The organism is Thermomonospora sp. CIF 1 (genome assembly GCF_001896795.1).
Classification (GTDB): Bacteria; Actinomycetota; Actinomycetes; order Streptosporangiales; family Streptosporangiaceae; genus Thermomonospora; species Thermomonospora curvata.
Genome location: NZ_MOYN02000026.1, coordinates 201,827 through 215,173 on the forward strand (window position 1 = coordinate 201,827; position 13,347 = coordinate 215,173).

Consider the following 13,347-nt stretch of genomic DNA (forward strand, 5'->3'; position numbering starts at 1 on the left):
GGAGTCCTGCGATGGTGGAGGCGTCAACCGCTGACCGGCGGATGGCCCGTGAGGTGGTCAGGGTTTTCCAAGGCCGTCCCGAGGTCTCCCGGTTCCTGTGGGATCAGCCCCCGCAGACCCTGCGTCTTCCCGGAAAGACCGTCGCCTGGCTGCAGGCGATCCCGATCTCGACCGCCGAACCGGAGTACGCCCGCTCCAACGGCTCTGAGGCCCTGGAGGACCTGCTCGAGCAGCAGAAGGCCGATGCGGTGGGCCTGCTGCGGGAGTCGGTGCTCTGAGCCGCCGGACGGGTCAGGAGTTCGCCGGGCCCTGGCGCTGCCCTTCGGGGGTCCGGTCGCGGTCGGAGGTCAGCAGGCCGAGGAGGCGGCCGATGCGTTCGGGGAGCTCGTTGAGGGGGGTGGCGGTGGCGATCAGCAGGCCGAGGCCGCCGAGCACCAGCAGCAGGGGGATCGCGCCCCAGGGGGTGAGGGCCGCCTCCAGGGGGGCGCCCACCATCCAGCCGACCACTCCCCCGGCGTCGCGGATCGGTTCCAGGTCGTCGGTCTTCAGCGGGTTCGGGGTCTCGGCGCTGATGTGGATGACGCCGAGCACGGCCAGGGACGTCACCACCGAGCCTGAGACGATGCGGGCGTTGGCCTCGCGGCGTTCCGGGCTGCGGAAGATGCGGGCCGCCAGCAGGAAGAGCAGCACGGGCAGCACGTAGGCGCAGACGCCGAAGACGCCGCGCAGAAAGTCGGCGGTCTTGGTGGTCACGGTGAGCTCCGTCTGCGACCACAGCAGCCCGCCGCAGGTCAGCGCGGCGATCAGCAGGACCAGGCCGAGGCCGTCGCGCCGCAGCGCCGGGTCCAGGTCGCGGCCCGCGCCGCCGGGGGCGCGCAGCAGCCATCCGGCGGCCGACGCCACCGCCCGCCAGGCCCTCACCGGGGCCCGGGAGGACCGCAGCCGGTTGACCGCCTCGTTGAGCGCCTGCGCGGCCGGGGACGGCGGGGACGGCGGCGGCAGCGGGCTCAGCGGCGCCTGGTGCACGGCGGCGGGCGGCGGGCCGACCGGCGGGAGCACGGCCGGGTCCGCCTGCGGGAAGGGCGGCGGGGCGTCCGGGGCGAACGGCAGCGTGGCGGCGGGCGCGGCCGGCGGGGCCGGGGCGGGGGAGTTCAGGGCGTTGAGGCGGGCCAGCACCTCCTCCATCGCGGGCCGGTCGGCGGGGTCCTTGGCCAGCATGCCCAGCACCAGGTTCTCCAGCTCGGCCGGGATGTCCGGGCGCAGCTCGCTCGGGCGCGGCGGGGGCTCGTGCAGGTGCTGGTTCATGAACGCCGCGATCGACGGGCCGGTGAACGGCGGCCGCCCGGTCAGCAGCGCGTAAAGCGTGCAGCCGAAGGAGTACAGGTCGCTGCGCCCGTCCACCGGCCCGCCCCGGTACTGCTCGGGGGCGGTGTAGGGGGGCGTGCCCAGGATCATGCCCATCGGGGTCAGGTCGGGGGCGGCGTCGGCGAAGCGGGCGATGCCGAAGTCGCAGATCTTGACCCGGCCGTCGGTCAGCTCCATCAGGTTGGCGGGCTTGATGTCGCGGTGCACCACCCCGTTGCGGTGCGCGTAGGCCAGCGCGTCGGCGACCTGCGCGGCCAGCGACACCGCGTGGGCGACCGGGATCCCGTTGGGGTTGGCCTCCAGGATCGCCATGAAGTCCCGGCCGTTGAGCAGCTCCATCACCACGAAGGGGTGGCCTTCGTGCTCGCCCATCGCGTGCACCACGGTGATGCCGGGATGCTGCAGCGAGGCGGCGGCCTGGGCCTCCCGCCGCAGCCGCGCGATCACCTCCTGGTTGGTGCCCAGGTTCGACAGCACGATCTTGACGGCGACCTGCCGGTTCAGGCTCAGGTCCTCGGCGGCCCACACCTCGCCCATGCCGCCCTGCCCGAGCCGCCGCACCAGCCGGTACTTGCCGTCCAGCAACGCTCCGGGCTCCACAGCACCGCCTCCCCCAGGGCTCGAACCGATGTCGGGTTACAGCAGCCTATTAACTCCGTTGGGGGTTTGAACCTTTTTCATCACCCGTTCTCCCTGCTCACCGTCGCGGTGACCGCGACCGCCGCCGGGCCCGCCCGGGGATGCTCCGAAAGGTCCTCACCGCCTGGAACACCAATCCCACTGACCCATCTGAAATCTATCTGTCAGGCCACTGTCCTGGGTTTTCAGGTCGGTGGACGCTCAAAGCAGCCCCGTCCGGCAACCCCCCGAGGAGCCCTCGATGCGCCTCAGAGCCGTCCGTGCGGCGCTGCCCGCCCTCGCCCTCGCCGCCGCCGTGGTGCTGCCGGCGCCCCAGGTCGCCGCCGCGCCGCCGCCCTCCGCCCCGGCCGCGACCCGGCCGCGCCCCGATGAGCGGCCCCGCGGGCTGCTGCCGATCGCCTGGACGACGCTGCGCCCCTCGGCCGATCCCGTCCGGCTGCGCAAGCGGACCAGGCCGCTGCCGGTGACCTATGAGTGGAACGGCCGGCGTCACACCCTCGAAGACTTCCTCACCCGGTCCGGCACCCAGGGGTTCGTCGTCCTGGACGGCCGGACGATCGTGGCCGAACGCTACCGGGGCGCCACCCGCCACACCCGGTTCCAGTCGTGGTCGATGGCCAAGTCGTTCACCGCGACGGCGGTGGGCATCGCCCTGGCCGAAGGACGCATCGCCGGCATCGACGACCCGGTGACCGACTACGTCCCCGAGCTGAAGCGCTCGGGGTATGCGGGAGTGTCGATCCGGGACGTGCTGCGCATGTCGTCCGGCATCGAGTGGGACGAGAACCGGGACGTGCCGCTGCTGCACGCCGGGGCCGCGTTCGGCGCCTCCGTGGAGCGCATGGCGGCCCGGCAGCGGCGCGGCTGGGAGCCCGGCAGCCGGTTCGAGTACACCAGCGTGAACTCGTTCGTGCTGGCCTGGGTGGTCGCCCGCGCCACCGGGATGCCGTTCCACGAGTACCTGCAGCGGCGGATCTGGAGCGCCGCCGGGATGGCGGACACGGCGCTGGTCGGTGCCGACCACTACGGCGCCGACCTGGGGTACTGCTGCATCTACGCCACGGCCCGCGACTTCGCCCGCTTCGGGCTGCTGTACCTGCGCGGCGGCCGGGCCGGCGGGCGGCGGGTGGTGCCCCGGGAGTGGGTGCGGGCCTCGACCCGGCCCTCGGCGCCGTTCAACGAGCCCCGGGGAGAGACGTCCCGGGGTTACGGGCTGCACTGGTGGGTCGGCGGCGGCGGCCACGGCGATTACATGGCCGCCGGGCTCGGCGGCCAGCGGATCTACGTCTCCCCCCGCCACGGCGTCGTCATCGTCAAGAACACCCTGTACGCCGACATCTCCGGCGGCGAGGAGCTGACCGCCTTCCGCGCGGTGGCCGCCCACGTCGCGGCCACCCGCCGCGCCGCCCCGAGCCCCGGAGGGGCTCGGTGAGCCCTTTCCGGTGCCCCGGGATGACGCCGTGACCTGCAGGGTCATGGCGCCGCCGGGCCCCGTCCCGAGCGTCTGCGACCACATGCCGGGCAAGGCTCGGCGGCGGCGGCCCGGTGTGGGAGATAAGGCGCGACCCGGCCCGGCGGCGGGGTCGGCGGGAAGGCTCGGCGGGCGTGACGGTGGAGGCATGCGAGCGGACCGGCCCCCGTGACGCACCGTCCCGCACGTTTCCACCGTCGCCCGCGCGTCCGCCGCGCCGGGCCCTGGCCCTTCCAACGCTCAGAACGCGTCTCACCAACGCGAACGGACGCGTCCTGCGGCCGCACCGACGTTAACAGCTTCGCTGCGGCCATGACGGCGAGTGCCGGAAATTACCCGAAGTTCACGTCAATGAATGACCTTCGATCGCTGACACATGTTGTGAATAACTGTAGGCGCTCTGTCACTTCACGCCGTTCATCTGCGGGGCTATGGTCAGAACCCCTGTCGGCCGGGGTCCTCGCTTCGCCCCCGAGACCCGCCGGGCGGCAGGGGTCCCTCCGGGGGAAGCAGGGCGGCCGGTCGGCTCGGCATTCCTCACCCGACCCTCGCTGACAGCCGCATCCGGCCGCCTCTCCCGAGCGGCCGGTCACCGCCGTCCGCGCAGCCGGCCCGCGGCCACCAGTTCCACGGTGACCAGCACGCACGCCGCCTCGGCCGCCAGCAGCCCGACCAGCACCAGCAGCTGGACGACCCCGGCGGCGAGCGGGTTCGCGCCGCCCAGGATCATCCCGATGAACGCCCCCGGCAGGGTGACCAGGCCCACCGTGCGGGTCTGGTCCATGACCGGCACGAGCGCCAGCGCCGCGGCCGGCCGGGTCACCTCCAGCGCCGCGTCCCGGGGCAGCAGCCCCAGCGCCAGCGCCGCCTCGTACTCGCCGTGCCGGACCTCCAGCTCCTCCAAGGCGCGGCGGCCGGCCAGCGCGGTGGCGGTCATCGCACCGCCGATCAGGATCCCGGCGATCGGCAGCACCGACACCGGCGCGGCGGGAACCACCCCGGCCGCCAGGACGAGCCCCAGCACCGGCCCCACTCCCGCCACGATGGACGCCCCCGCCCACACCGCGCCGCGCCCGGTGGCCCCGGTGATGCGGCGGCCGGCGGTCAGCGCGGCGATCACCAGCATCACCGACACGAACGCGGCGGTCGCCCCCATGCCGCCCAGCACGACGGCGATCAGCAGGGACACCGCGGCCAGCTGCCCGGTGGCGCGCGCGGCCGCCACCACGACCTCGTGCCACTTCCCCAGCCCGCCCAGCCGCACCAGCAGCGCCGCCCCGGCGGTCAGCACCGCCAGCACCACCGCCAGCGGCACCCCGGCCTCGGGCGCGGCACCCCCGGTCACAGCCGTCGCCACACCTCTCCCCGCACCTTCCGACAACAGCCCCCGCCGGAATCCCCCGGCCTCCTTAGGGCTTGTGCCATCGAGGCCCCCGGAAAACACCGGGGCGCGGCAACCGGCCCGGCTCGCGCCCGCCGGGACGGGCCGGGGCGAGCTGCGGCGGCGTTCGTGCACTCAGACGTTGTGGCAGGCCAGGTAGTGGTCGTCGCCGACCTGGCGCAGCCGCGGCTCCTCGGTGGCGCAGCGGTCGGTGGCCAGCGGGCAGCGGGTGCGGAACCGGCAGCCGCTGGGCGGGTTCAGCGGTGAGGGGAGCTCGGCGGGCCGCCGGTCGGGCGGGGGCGGCTCGGCGGTGCGGGAGACCTCGGGGACGGAGGCCAGCAGCAGCCGGGTGTAGGGGTGGCGCGCGGCGCCGGCCAGGGCCCCGGAGGGGACGACCTCGCAGATCTTGCCCAGGTACATCACCATGATCCGGTCGCTGATGTTCTTCACCACGGCGATGTCGTGGGCGATGAACACCATGCTCAGGCCGTAGCGGGCCTTGGTCTCCTCCAGCAGGTTGAGGATCTGCGCCTGCACCGAGACGTCCAGGCTGGAGACCGGCTCGTCGCAGATCAGCACCTTCGGGTCCATCATCAGGGCGCGGGCGATGCACACCCGCTGGCACTGGCCGCCCGACAGCTGGTGGGGGCGGCGGTCGCGGACGGTGGCCGGGTCCAGGCCCACCGCCTGCAGCACCGCGTCGATCCGGGCGTCATCGACCCGCTCGCCCCACACCGCCGGGCCCTCGGCGACCAGGTCGGCGACCTTGCGGCGGGGGTTCAGCGCGGCGACGGGGTTCTGCAGCACCATCTGCATGGTGCGGCGGTGCCGCCGCAGCCGCTTGCCCGACAGGGCGGTCAGTTCGGTGCCCGCCAGCCGCACCGAGCCGGAGGTGGGCGGCGGGAGCTGCATCACCGCGCGCCCGGCGCTGGACTTGCCGCAGCCGGACTCGCCCAGGATGCCCAGCGTCTCCCCGTCCAGCAGGTCGAAGCTGATCCCGGAGACGGCGTGCACCGTGCGTCCGCGCCCGGCCGGGAACTGCACGACCAGGTCCTCCACGACCAGGACGCGGCCCGGTCGGTCGGAACGCAGATGAGCGGTGCCGGAGCCGGCCATCACGAGCCTCCTGCGGGGACGTTGACGGGGTGGTGGCAGGCCAGGGAGCGGTCCGCGGCGCCGGGGACGGGCCGCAGCGGCGGGACCTGGCCGTGGCAGACCTGCCGGGCGTACCGGCAGCGGGGGGCGAAGCGGCAGCCCGGCGGGGGCGCGGCCATGTTGGGCGGGGCGCCGTCGATCGCCTCCAGCAGGGTGTGCGGGGGGCCGTGCAGGTCCGGGATCGAGGCCAGCAGCCCCTCGGTGTAGGGGTGGTGGGGGGTGGCGAACAGTTCCTTGGCCGGGGCCGTCTCGGCGATGCGGCCGGCGTACATCACCGCCACCCGGTCGGCCCGGCCGGCCACCACGCCCAGGTCGTGGCTGATCAGGATGATCGCCATGCCGAACTCTTCCTGGAGCCGGTCCAGCAGGTCCAGGATCTGCTTTTGGACGGTGACGTCCAGCGCGGTGGTCGGCTCGTCGGCGATCAGCAGCTTGGGCTCGTTGGCCAGCGCCATGGCGATCACCACCCGCTGGCGCATGCCGCCGGACAGCTCGTGCGGGTACTGGTCGAGGCGGCGGCGCGGCTCGGGGATGCCGACCAGGCGCAGCAGTTCCTCGGCGCGCCGGCGGGCGGAGGCGCGCGAGTGCCCGCCGTGCCGGCGCAGGCTTTCGGTGAGGTGCGCGCCGATCTTGCGGACGGGGTTGAGCGCGGTCATCGGGTCCTGGAAGACCATGGCGACCTGCGAGCCCCACAGCCGGCGGCGGCCGGCGGGGGTGAGGGCGTGCACATCGACCCCGTCGAAGATCACCCGTCCGGTGACGGTCATGGTGGGGCCGGTGGCATACAGGCCCATGACGGTGCGGCCGAGCACGGACTTGCCCGAGCCGGACTCGCCGACGATGCCGAACGTCTCGCCGTGGCCGAGGGTGAAGGAGACGCCGTCCACCGCCCGCACCGTGCCCTGGCCGGTGCGGATCTCGGTGCGCAGGTCCTCGACGGTCAGCAGCGGGGTGCTGGGGTTCATTGCGGGCTCCTAGAGCTTGCCCTGCCGGGGGTCCCACCGCCGGCGCGCCTTCTCGCCGATGAGGTTGAAGGCGAACACGGTGATGAACAGGGTGAGGCCGGGGACGAGCACGATGTGCGGGTGCTGGACGAAGACGTCGTTCTCCTGCCCTTCGGCGATCATGTTCCCCCAGGAGGGGTTCGGCTGCTGGACGCCCAGCCCGAGGAAGCTCAGCGACGCCTCGGCCACGATCAGCACCGACACCATGACCATCCCGTAGGAGGCCAGTGGCAGTACCACGTTGGGCAGCAGCTCGCGGGTCATGATCCGCCAGCGGGAGGCGCCCAGCGACTCGGCCGCCAGCACGAACTCGCGCTGGGCGAACGTCAGCGCGGCGGCCCGCGCCATGCGGATCATGCCGGGCAGCGCCAGCAGCGACAGCGCGATGGCGATGTTGCGCAGGCTCGGGTCCAGCACGGTGCCCAGCGCGATCAGCAGGATCAGCGGCGGCACCGCCAGCAGCGAGTTGGTGGCGATGCCGACCACGGCGTCGGCCAGGCGGCCGAAGTAGCCGGCCACGATGCCGATCGCCCCGCCGGCCGCCATCGCCAGCGCCACCGCGCCGACGGAGACCACCAGCGAGGAACGCGCCCCGTAGAGGACGCGGCCCAGCATGTCCAGCCCGAAGTTGTTGGTGCCCAGGGGGTGCGCCGACAGCGGGTCGGGCGGCGCCATGGCGGGGGCGCTGAGCGTCTTGGCGACGTCCTGGTGCTCGGCCAGCGGCAGCAGCGGGGCCAGCACCGCCGCCCCCACCAGGACCACCAGCCAGCCCAGGCACGCCCAGAACGCCAGGTCGAAGGACGGGCCGAACAGCCCCCGGCCGAGCGCCGCCAGCCCCAGGTAGAGCACGACCAGCCCGGCCACGAACCCGCCGAAGCGCACCCAGCCGATGAGCGGCGCGCCCAGCGAGCCGCCCGCGACGGCCAGGCCGAGCACGCTCAGCGCCAGGCCCGGCCGGGAGATCCGGCGCCCGGCCGCCGGGGCGGTCTGCTGCGCGACGGTGATCTCAGACATGTGCCCGCCTGATTCGTGGGTCGAGGTAGCCGTAGGAAAGGTCGATCAGCGCGTTGGCCAGCACGTAGATCAGCGCGATGACCAGCACCGCCCCCTGCACCGTGGGCACGTCCCCCTCGTCGGCGGCGCTGATGATGAGGGTGCCCATGCCGGGCAGCGAGAACAGGTACTCCACGATCACCGTGCTGCCGATCAGCCGGCCCAGGCTGATGCCCAGCAGCGTGATCAGCGAAAAGGACGACGGGCGCAGCGCGTCCCGCACCAGCACGTGCACCGGGGGCATGCCCTTGGCCTTGGAGGCCAGGATGTAGTCCTCCTGCAGCGTGGCGATCAGGTCGCCGCGCAGCACGCGGGTGAACATCGCCGCCTCCACCAGCGCGATCGTCAGCGCGGGCAGGAAGGCGTGGTAGAGGTTGTCGCCGACGCTCTCGCTCAGGCGCACCCACTCGGCGCGGGGGAACCAGCCCAGCCCGTTGGCGAACACCATGATCAGCAACATTCCGGCCAGGAAGCTGGGCAGCGAGAGCACCCCGAAGGTGCCGGCGCTGACCAGCCGGTCCACCCGGCCGCCGGCGTGGTAGGCCGACCACATCGCCAGCGGGACGGCGATCACCAGGGCCATGAGCAGCCCCAGCGCCGCCAGCTCCACGCTCACCGGCAGGGCCGCGGCGATCCGGCCGGAGACCTCGTGGTGGGGCGGGATGAACGAGACTCCGAAGTCGCCGGTGACCGCCGATGCCAGCCAGTCGGCGAAGCGCACGGAGATGGGGTCGTTCAACCCCATCTCCTCGCGCTTGGCCGCGTACTCCTGCTCGGTGTGACCCTCGCCGAGGACGACCACCGCCGGGTCGCCGGGCATCAGGTCCATGAGCGCGAAGGTGCCCGCACCGACGATCAGCAGCACCAGGACGAGCTCGCCCAGCCGCCTGATCGTTTTGCGCGCCATGTACGGCCGCCTTCTCCCCTTACTGGCCGATCCAGGCGTCGTCCAGCAGGATCATGCTGTTGACGGTGCCTTCGACGCCGTGCACGGTCTTCGGCCAGGCCACGAACTCCGGCATCGGGCCGAACACCAGGGCGGGGACGTCCTTGTTCCACTGCTCCTGGATGCGTGCCATGACGGCGCGCTGCTCCTCAGGGGTGGCGGCGCCCTGGAACTCCTCGATCAGGGCGTCCATCTCGGGGGTGGTCGCCATGCCGACCGTGGCGTTGCCCTCGCTGTGCAAGGTGGTGAACATCCGGCCGTAGGGGCCGGCCTCGCGCCAGCTCAGGCCCCAGCCCGACATGTCGTAGTCGCGCTTGGCCGCCACCCGGGTGATCTGGTCGGTGGGGGTGCGCACCAGGTCCAGCTCCACCTGGAAGCCGACGCTCTCCAGCATCGCCTTGATCGCCAACGCGGTGGCCTGGGAGGCCGGGTCCTGGGCGTCCAGGTACTTGATCTTGCCGTCGAAGCCGTCGGCCTTGGCCTGCTCCAGCAGCTGCTTGGCCTTGTCGGGGTCGTAGGCCAGCGGCTTGGTGCCGGTGTGCCAGCGCGAGAAGCTCGGGAAGATCTCCGAGCTGCCCTGCAGGACGCCCGAGTAGGCGCGCTGGTAGATCACGTCCGGGTTGATGGCGTGGAACATCGCCTGCCGCACCCGCGCGTCGGCGCCGGGCCGGCCCTTGGCGGCGTTGATGACGGCGACGTTGCCGAGCGCCACCATGTTCATGAAGCCGTGGTAGCCGGCGTCCAGGGCCTTCTGGACGACCAGCGGGTCACGGAAGAAGCCGACCTGGGTCTGGCCGGACTTGAGGGTGTCCAGCGCGGCGTTGGGGTCGGCGATGTAGGTGATGCGGATCTTGTCGAGGTTGGGCCGCCCGTCCCAGTAGTCCTCGCGGGCGTTGAGGATCATCTCCTCCTTCGGCTTGTAGCTGCCGAAGGTGAAGGCGCCCGCGCCGACCGGCTTGAACTCCTTGCCTGCGTCGGCGGACTTGGCGACGATCATGCCGAGGCCGCCGGTGAGCATGAAGTCGAAGTCGGCCCAGCCCTTCTTGAGCTTGAAGACCACGGTCAGGTCGTCGGGCGTCTCGACGGCCTCGACGTTGCGCTTCCACAGCATCGCGTCGTCGCCGCCCTTGTCGACGTAACGCTCGATGCTCCACTTGACGGCCTCGGCGTCCAGCGGCTTGCCGTCGCTGAACTTCACGCCCTCGCGCAGGGTGAGCGTCCAGGTCTTGTTGTCGTCACTGGCCTTCATGTCCTTGGCCAGTTGCGGGACGACCTCGCCGGAGGCGCTGTCCCAGCGCAGCAGCACGTCGTAGACCGCGGCCATCTCGATGCCGCCGGTGGAGCCGGCGACGATGGTCTGCGCCGGGTCGAGCAGGCCGGCCTCGGTGTAGGTGCTGAACGTCAGCGTCCCGCCCTTGACCGGGGTGCCGCCGGAGTCGGTGCCGATCATGCCGACCTTGTAGGTGGCCTGGGGCTGGGCCTTGCTCTGGCCGTCGCCGCTTCCGCCCGAGGTGCATGCCGCCGTCAGCGCCACGACCGCGAGCGCCCCGGCGGCGCCGCGCAGCCACCTCTTGCTGGACATTTCCTTCTTCCCCCCTCTGCACCAAGTGACCTGAGTCACCCGTGTTGAGCGAGATGACATAACCAGCGCCTGACCAGGTCGAATGTGACTTGTCCCACTGATCGGGACTTTGCAGGGTGATCACTCCTAGTCAGAAGGAGGGGGCAGGGGGCTCCTTGGGCGGGATCGGCGTTCTTGAACGGGTTGTGTCACGGATACGCCGCTTGAATGGTGAAACGCCCTATAACGTGTGGGGTCATGGAGTTCAGCGAGCCGTCTCGGCGCCGCCTGCTGTGGACGCTGGGCGCCGTGGGTTTCGCGGTTGCGGTCGGATCGGACAGCGTGCGCGGCACGGCCGAGGCCTCGGGCTCCGGCGCCTCCCCGCAGACCCCCACCGCGGCCCCCGCGCCGCGGACGCCGTCGCCGACGCCGACGCCCACCCTGCCCGGGCACCCGGCCTGGCGCCCGGTCCGGGTGCGCCGCTACAAGGAGGCGATCACCAACCTCGACCAGCTCGACCCGGCCCGCCCGCCCAAGACGATCTCGCTGACCATCGACGACGGCCCGCACCCCAAGTACACGCCGCAGGTGCTCGACCTGCTGGCCGAGCACCAGGTGACGGCCACGTTCTTCGTGGTGGGCGAGATGGTCAAGGAGCACCCGGCGCTGACGCGGCGCATCGTGGAGGCCGGGCACCAGATCTGTAACCACACCATGACCCACCCGATGGGCTTCGACCGGATCGGCGGCAAGCGCATCCACCGCGAGATCGCCGAGGCCCACGCCCGGATCGCCCAGGCCACCGGGGTGGTCCCCAAGTACTTCCGCTCTCCCGGCGGCGCCTGGTCGCGCCAGGTGATGGAGAAGGTCGCCGAGTACGGGATGATCCCGATCGGCTGGGAGGTCGACCCGTGGGACTGGCGCCGTCCCGGGGTGGCCCGCATCAAGCGCGCCCTGCTGCGCAGCAAGGACGGGGCGATCATGCTCTGCCACGACGGCGGCGGCGACCGCTCGCAGACCGTCGCGGCGCTGCGCGAGGTGGTGCCCAGGCTGAAGAAGCGCGGCATGACCTTCGTCCCGCTGTGACCCGCACGGTAGGTTGCCGCCGATGACCGTGGTGCGCTCGCTGCTGCTGTTCGCCCTGGCCGCGCTGGCCGAGATCGGCGGTGCCTGGCTGGTCTGGCAGGGCTGGCGGGAGCATCGCGGGCTGTGGTGGATCGCCGCCGGGGTGCTGGCGCTGGGCGCCTACGGCTTCGTCGCCACCTTCCAGCCCGACCCCCATTTCGGCCGCATCCTGGCCGCCTACGGCGGTGTCTTCGTGGCCGGGTCGCTGGTGTGGGGCATCGTGATGGACGGCTTCCGCCCCGACCGCTGGGACCTGGCCGGCGCCGCCCTGTGCCTGCTGGGCGTCGCGGTCATCATGTACGCGCCGCGCGGCTGAACTGTCCTCGGCGGCAGATATACGTCCCTATGCATGCACATTTGTGTGCGTATGGCTAGGCTGTATGGGCCGTGGTGTTCGGGAATACCGGTGCGGCGCGTCCCTTTTCCGGGAGCGCGCCAAGGCCGGAGCGGCCCTCGCCACTGTGATCGGGAGATCCCGCCGTTCTTTCCCCGGCCGGTGCCGGGCGGGGAGACCACTGGGCGCAGGCGCCTGGGAAGGTCGAACGGCGGGCTGGACCGTCAGCCAGGAGACCGGCCACGGCGTTCGACCACCGTCCACGAGGTGCTGGAAAGGTTGGGTGTCCGCCCGTGCACATCGCCGAGGGCTATCTCCCCGTCTCCCATGCCATCGCCTGGTCCGTGGCGGCGGCCCCGTTCGTCGTCCACGGCGTCGTCACGCTGAGCCGCCGCGTTGCGGCCGACCCTGAAAGCAAGCTGCTGCTGGGCGCCTCCGGGGCGTTCTGCTTCGTGTTGTCGGCGCTGAAGATCCCCTCGGTCACCGGCAGCTGCTCGCACCCGACCGGCACCGGGCTGGGCGCCATCTTGTTCCGTCCGCCGATCATGACGGTGCTCGGCACCATCACGTTGGTCTTCCAGGCGCTGCTGCTGGCGCACGGCGGGCTGACCACGCTGGGCGCCAACGTCTTCTCCATGGCCGTCATCGGGCCGTGGGTCGGCTACGGCGGCTACCTGCTGACCCGCCGGCTCGGGCTGCTGCCGGCGGTGTTCGCCGGGGCCTTCGCCGCCGACCTGGTCACCTACTGCGTCACCTCCGCGCAGCTGGCGCTGGCCTTCCCCGATCCGCAGGGCGGGTTCGCCGGGGCGCTGGCCAAGTTCGGCGGGGTCTTCGCCGTCACCCAGCTTCCGCTGGCGGTCAGCGAGGGCCTGCTGACGGTGCTGGTCGTCCGGCTGCTGCGCACCTCGGCCGCGGCCGACCTGATCCGGCTGGGCGTGCTGCGCGGACGCGAGAAGGCGGTGGCCTCATGAGCGCACGGACGCGCGGCGGGCTGATCAACCTGCTGATCGTGCTGGCGGTGGCGGCGCTGGCGGTCGCCCCACTGGCGATGGGCGCCGGGGACGGCGAGGAAGAGCCGTTCGCCGGGGCCGACGGGCGGGCCGAAACGGTGATCGCCGAGCACGACCCCGATTACGAGCCCTGGTTCAGCCCGCTGTACGAGCCGCCGTCCGGGGAGATCGAATCGGCGCTGTTCGCCCTGCAGGCGGCGCTGGGGGCAGGGGTGCTCGGCTATTGCTTCGGGGTGGTGCGCACCAAACGGCGGCTCACCGCGACGCAGGGGGCGAAGCGGCGAGCGGACGGCGACGGCTGAT

The 13,347-nt window shown here is 72.4% G+C and carries 13 protein-coding genes and 1 riboswitch; of the genes, 6 read left to right on the forward strand and 7 right to left on the reverse strand.

What is annotated here, in order from left to right; translation table 11 throughout:
* Positions 1 to 11: 11 nt before the first annotated feature.
* Positions 12 to 278 carry a suppressor of fused domain protein gene (locus BUE48_RS23415; RefSeq protein WP_286991052.1) on the forward strand — a complete coding sequence of 89 codons (267 nt, stop codon included), beginning with the start codon at positions 12 to 14 and terminating at the stop codon, positions 276 to 278.
* Positions 279 to 291: 13 nt separating this feature from the next.
* On the opposite strand, the gene BUE48_RS23420 is transcribed toward BUE48_RS23415, so the two are convergent.
* Positions 292 to 1,965, reverse strand: a complete 1,674-nt coding sequence (locus BUE48_RS23420) for a serine/threonine-protein kinase (protein WP_286991053.1) — start codon at positions 1,963 to 1,965, stop codon at positions 292 to 294.
* A gap of 280 nt (positions 1,966 to 2,245) precedes the next feature.
* Here BUE48_RS23420 and BUE48_RS23425 point away from each other — a divergent pair, with 280 nt between their 5' ends.
* Positions 2,246 to 3,436, forward strand: a complete 1,191-nt coding sequence (locus BUE48_RS23425; RefSeq protein WP_012855013.1) for a serine hydrolase domain-containing protein — start codon at positions 2,246 to 2,248, stop codon at positions 3,434 to 3,436.
* A gap of 628 nt (positions 3,437 to 4,064) precedes the next feature.
* On the opposite strand, the gene BUE48_RS23430 is transcribed toward BUE48_RS23425, so the two are convergent.
* From BUE48_RS23430 to BUE48_RS23455, 6 genes are all read right to left on the reverse strand, one after another.
* Entirely contained in the window at positions 4,065 to 4,832 is a 768-nt protein-coding gene (locus tag BUE48_RS23430) for an ABC transporter permease (protein ID WP_286991054.1), read from the reverse strand.
* Positions 4,833 to 4,991: 159 nt separating this feature from the next.
* On the reverse strand, positions 4,992 to 5,972 hold the full coding sequence (locus BUE48_RS23435) for an ABC transporter ATP-binding protein (RefSeq protein WP_012855015.1): 981 nt from the start codon (positions 5,970 to 5,972) through the stop codon (positions 4,992 to 4,994).
* Positions 5,972 to 6,976, reverse strand: a complete 1,005-nt coding sequence (locus BUE48_RS23440) for an ABC transporter ATP-binding protein (protein WP_286991055.1) — start codon at positions 6,974 to 6,976, stop codon at positions 5,972 to 5,974. The genes BUE48_RS23435 and BUE48_RS23440 overlap by 1 nt, the downstream gene beginning before the upstream one ends.
* A 9-nt stretch (positions 6,977 to 6,985) precedes the next feature.
* Entirely contained in the window at positions 6,986 to 8,029 is a 1,044-nt protein-coding gene (locus BUE48_RS23445) for an ABC transporter permease (RefSeq protein ID WP_012855017.1), read from the reverse strand.
* Positions 8,022 to 8,975: an ABC transporter permease gene (locus tag BUE48_RS23450; RefSeq protein WP_012855018.1), complete on the reverse strand. Its 954-nt coding sequence runs from the start codon at positions 8,973 to 8,975 to the stop codon at positions 8,022 to 8,024. The genes BUE48_RS23445 and BUE48_RS23450 overlap by 8 nt, the downstream gene beginning before the upstream one ends.
* A gap of 19 nt (positions 8,976 to 8,994) precedes the next feature.
* Positions 8,995 to 10,596, reverse strand: a complete 1,602-nt coding sequence (locus BUE48_RS23455; RefSeq protein ID WP_012855019.1) for an ABC transporter substrate-binding protein — start codon at positions 10,594 to 10,596, stop codon at positions 8,995 to 8,997.
* A 237-nt stretch (positions 10,597 to 10,833) separates the two neighbouring features.
* Between BUE48_RS23455 and BUE48_RS23460 the strand changes: the two genes are divergently transcribed.
* From BUE48_RS23460 to BUE48_RS23475, 4 genes are all read left to right on the forward strand, one after another.
* Positions 10,834 to 11,661, forward strand: coding sequence for a polysaccharide deacetylase family protein (locus BUE48_RS23460; protein WP_286991056.1), 828 nt, complete (start codon positions 10,834 to 10,836; stop codon positions 11,659 to 11,661).
* A gap of 22 nt (positions 11,662 to 11,683) precedes the next feature.
* Positions 11,684 to 12,016: a YnfA family protein gene (locus BUE48_RS23465; protein WP_012855021.1), complete on the forward strand. Its 333-nt coding sequence runs from the start codon at positions 11,684 to 11,686 to the stop codon at positions 12,014 to 12,016.
* A gap of 55 nt (positions 12,017 to 12,071) precedes the next feature.
* Positions 12,072 to 12,293, forward strand: a riboswitch (cobalamin riboswitch).
* A gap of 34 nt (positions 12,294 to 12,327) precedes the next feature.
* Positions 12,328 to 13,005, forward strand: a complete 678-nt coding sequence (locus tag BUE48_RS23470) for an energy-coupling factor ABC transporter permease (protein WP_286991057.1) — start codon at positions 12,328 to 12,330, stop codon at positions 13,003 to 13,005.
* The gene (locus BUE48_RS23475) at positions 13,002 to 13,346 is read left to right on the forward strand and encodes an energy-coupling factor ABC transporter substrate-binding protein (RefSeq protein ID WP_012855023.1); all 345 of its coding nucleotides are present in this window, start codon (positions 13,002 to 13,004) and stop codon (positions 13,344 to 13,346) included. Before BUE48_RS23470 ends, BUE48_RS23475 begins: the two co-directional genes overlap by 4 nt.
* Position 13,347 lies beyond the last annotated feature (1 nt).

Excerpts from the sequence above, each read along its gene's own strand:
- BUE48_RS23415 (WP_286991052.1), top strand. The coding sequence starts at position 12 with ATGGTGGAGGCGTCAACCGCTGACCGGCGGATGGCCCGTGAGGTGGTC.
- BUE48_RS23425 (WP_012855013.1), top strand. The coding sequence starts at position 2,246 with ATGCGCCTCAGAGCCGTCCGTGCGGCGCTGCCCGCCCTCGCCCTCGCC.
- BUE48_RS23435 (WP_012855015.1), bottom strand. The coding sequence starts at position 5,972 with ATGGCCGGCTCCGGCACCGCTCATCTGCGTTCCGACCGACCGGGCCGC.
- BUE48_RS23440 (WP_286991055.1), bottom strand. The coding sequence starts at position 6,976 with ATGAACCCCAGCACCCCGCTGCTGACCGTCGAGGACCTGCGCACCGAG.
- BUE48_RS23445 (WP_012855017.1), bottom strand. The coding sequence starts at position 8,029 with ATGTCTGAGATCACCGTCGCGCAGCAGACCGCCCCGGCGGCCGGGCGC.
- BUE48_RS23450 (WP_012855018.1), bottom strand. The coding sequence starts at position 8,975 with ATGGCGCGCAAAACGATCAGGCGGCTGGGCGAGCTCGTCCTGGTGCTG.
- BUE48_RS23455 (WP_012855019.1), bottom strand. The coding sequence starts at position 10,596 with ATGTCCAGCAAGAGGTGGCTGCGCGGCGCCGCCGGGGCGCTCGCGGTC.
- BUE48_RS23460 (WP_286991056.1), top strand. The coding sequence starts at position 10,834 with ATGGAGTTCAGCGAGCCGTCTCGGCGCCGCCTGCTGTGGACGCTGGGC.
- BUE48_RS23465 (WP_012855021.1), top strand. The coding sequence starts at position 11,684 with ATGACCGTGGTGCGCTCGCTGCTGCTGTTCGCCCTGGCCGCGCTGGCC.
- BUE48_RS23475 (WP_012855023.1), top strand. The coding sequence starts at position 13,002 with ATGAGCGCACGGACGCGCGGCGGGCTGATCAACCTGCTGATCGTGCTG.